Consider the following 2,718-nt stretch of genomic DNA (forward strand, 5'->3'; position numbering starts at 1 on the left):
CCCGCTCGTGCTCGCGGACGCGGCCGAGGCCGCGCTGGGCACGGCCCGCCGGGCGGCCGGCGGTCGGGCGGTGCCGGTCTGCCTGGACGCCACCCGAGGGCTGCCGTTCCGGGCCGGTAGCTTCGCCGGGCTGCTCGCCGGTGAGCTGATCGAGCACGTCTACGACCCCCTGGCGCTGCTGCGCGAGTGCCACCGCGTGCTGGTACCGCACGGCCTGCTGGTGCTGACCACCCCGAACCTGGCGCCGGTGCAGGACCGGCTGGCGTTCCTCGCCGGGCGCGCCCCACGCCAGGTCGATCCCCTGCACCCCTATCTCTGGCTGCACATCCGGCCGTTCACCGCGTCGCTGCTGCGGCGGACGCTGCGCCGGGCCGGGTTCACGCCGCTGGCGATGCGGTCAAACGAGGTCGGCTGGCGGCTGCCCGGCGGGCGGTGGGTCGCCTCGCGGTGGCTGGCCCGGGCCGCGCCCGGCCTCGGCGGCTCGCTCATCTGCGCCGCCCGTCGCGGCGGCGCACCGCCACCGCCCCGGAACGCCCCGTGATCGTGACATTGACAAAGGGCTATCATGGAGGTTCCGTCGTCGACCGGGGGATGTCATGACGCGCCTGTTCGCCTGGGTCGTCACCAATCTCGACGCGTTCATCGGCCTGCTGCTGGCCGTCACGGTGGCCGTGCTGGGCCTGACCAACACGGTCAGCCAGGACGTGGTCAACAGCGCCATCCTGCTGGTCCTCGGCCTGCTCGCGCAGGCGGTGCTGCGCGACCGGCTGCGCCGGCAGACCGCCGAGCAGCAGGTGCGTCAGGTCATGGTGGACACCCGGGACCGGCTCACCGACCTGGTCCCGCAGATGCGCGAGATCACCGGCCCGGAGGGCGCGCTGAACCGGGCCCGGGAGGCCATCGACAGCGTCTCCATGGTGCGGGTGCTGCACGGCAGCGAGGTGGGCCAGACGCTCGCCGAGGCCCGCCGGCACACCGACCGGTGGACCTTCAAGGGCGGCACCGGCACCTACCTGCGGGCGGTCACGCTGCCGGAGTGCCTGGAGCACGCGCGTCGCCGCAACGCCACCCTCACCGTCGCCGTCGAGATCATCGACCCGACCGACGAGGACGTCTGCGAGCGCTACGCGCGGTTCCGCCGCAGCCTCGACCCGGACGCGCCGGGGGAGCGGTGGACGGTCGACCGGACCCGCAAGGAGTCCTACGCCACGGTGCTCGCCGCCTGTTGGCACCTGCAACGCTCCGGCCTGCTCACGGTCGAGGTCCGGCTCTCCGCCCAGATGACCACGTTCCGCTACGACCTCTCCTCGTCCTGCGTGGTCATCACCCAGGAGAACCCGCAGACGCCGGCGCTGCGCATCGACCGGGGCGAGCTCTACTACAACCGGTTCAACATCGAACTCGACTACAGCCGCAAGCAGAACCGGCGGGTGCCGATCGAGGCGGCCGGTCAGGTCAAGCTCGACGACGAGCCGTCGGTCGAGCAGGTGCGCCGGCTGTTCGCCGCGCTCGGGCTCACGCTGCCCCGGTCCTTCGGCGACCGCGAGGTCGCCGACATCGTGGGCAAGGCCATCCAGGCGAGGAATCCGTACGCATGACGAGCTACGCCGACCTCGAGCGGGAGATCGACCGCGGCACCCGGCCGGAACTGCTGCGCGACTGGGTGCTGGACGTGCTCGCCGACGTCGCCGACGGGCGACGGGCACTACGGGCCGTCCGGCACCCGCTCGGGTTCACCTGCCTGCCGGTCGAGCGCGACGGGCCGGACGGGATCTGCGTGCACGCCTGGCCGGCCGACCCGCCGCCGGTGCGACCGACCACCTCGACGATGCACTCGCACAGCTGGGACCTGCTCAGCCACGTCCTGTACGGCACGGTCCGCAACGAGCTGATCGACGTCGACGACGCCACCGCCGACCCGCCCTGGCGGGTCTACGAGGTGCACAGCTTCGGCGAGGTGGACGAGATGGCGGCCACCGACCGGTTGGTCACCGCGACGACCGCCACCGTGGAGACGCACTCGGCCGGCGACTCGTACGCGCTGCGCGCCGGCGGCTTCCACACCTCGGAGGTCGGCGCCGGTTCCCCGGCGGTGACCGTGGCGCTCGGCCGGACCACTCCCGGCGCGTGCGACCTGAGCCTCGGCGCGGTGGACGGGCGCAGCCACCGGGTACGCCGGGACCGCTGCGACGCGGCGGAGACCGCGCGGATGGCGCGGGAGATCGCGCGACTGGTGGCACGGGGCTGACTGGCTGGAGGAGCCATGGACGTGGAGCCGAACAGAGGCGGGCCCGACCTGCGCGACGCGCACCGGTTCGCGGTGGAGGCGGCCCGGGCGGCGGGCCGGCTGCTGCGCCGGGGCACCCGGGGCGAGATGCACGCCCGGGCCAAGAACGACTCCGGTGACCTGGTCACCGACCTCGACCTGGCCGCCGAACGGCTGATCGTGGACCGGATCCGGGCCCGCTGGCCGGAGCACGGGGTGATCGCCGAGGAGGGCGGCGAGTACGCCCCGGACACCACCTGGGCCTGGCTGGTGGACCCGCTCGACGGCACCAACAACGTGGCGATCGGCCTGCCCGCGTACGTGGTGGGCATCGCGCTGTGCGAGCGCGGCTCACCGGTGCTGGGCGTGGTGCACGACCCGGTCGCCGGCCGCACCTGGTCCGCGATCCGCGGCCGGGGCGCGTTCGTGCACGCCGCCGGCCCGGTGGGCCG

At 74.0% G+C, this 2,718-nt stretch carries 4 protein-coding genes; all 4 read left to right on the forward strand.

Translation table 11 applies throughout. The features are described from left to right. Positions 1 to 541, forward strand: a 541-nt coding sequence (locus HUW36_RS30255) for a methyltransferase domain-containing protein (RefSeq protein ID WP_174531210.1), incomplete at its 5' end; no start/stop codon positions are given. 55 nt (positions 542 to 596) lie between these two features. Continuing rightward, on the forward strand, positions 597 to 1,598 hold the full coding sequence (locus HUW36_RS30260; RefSeq protein WP_174531211.1) for a hypothetical protein: 1,002 nt from the start codon (positions 597 to 599) through the stop codon (positions 1,596 to 1,598). After that, a complete protein-coding gene (locus tag HUW36_RS30265) occupies positions 1,595 to 2,248 on the forward strand; it encodes a hypothetical protein (protein WP_174531212.1) in 654 nt (217 codons plus the stop codon). The genes HUW36_RS30260 and HUW36_RS30265 overlap by 4 nt, the downstream gene beginning before the upstream one ends. A gap of 15 nt (positions 2,249 to 2,263) precedes the next feature. Further along, on the forward strand, positions 2,264 to 2,718 hold a 455-nt coding region (locus HUW36_RS30270; RefSeq protein WP_281357576.1), incomplete at its 3' end, for an inositol monophosphatase family protein.

Source organism: Micromonospora maritima, assembly GCF_902825405.1.
Lineage (GTDB): Bacteria > Actinomycetota > Actinomycetes > Mycobacteriales > Micromonosporaceae > Micromonospora > Micromonospora maritima.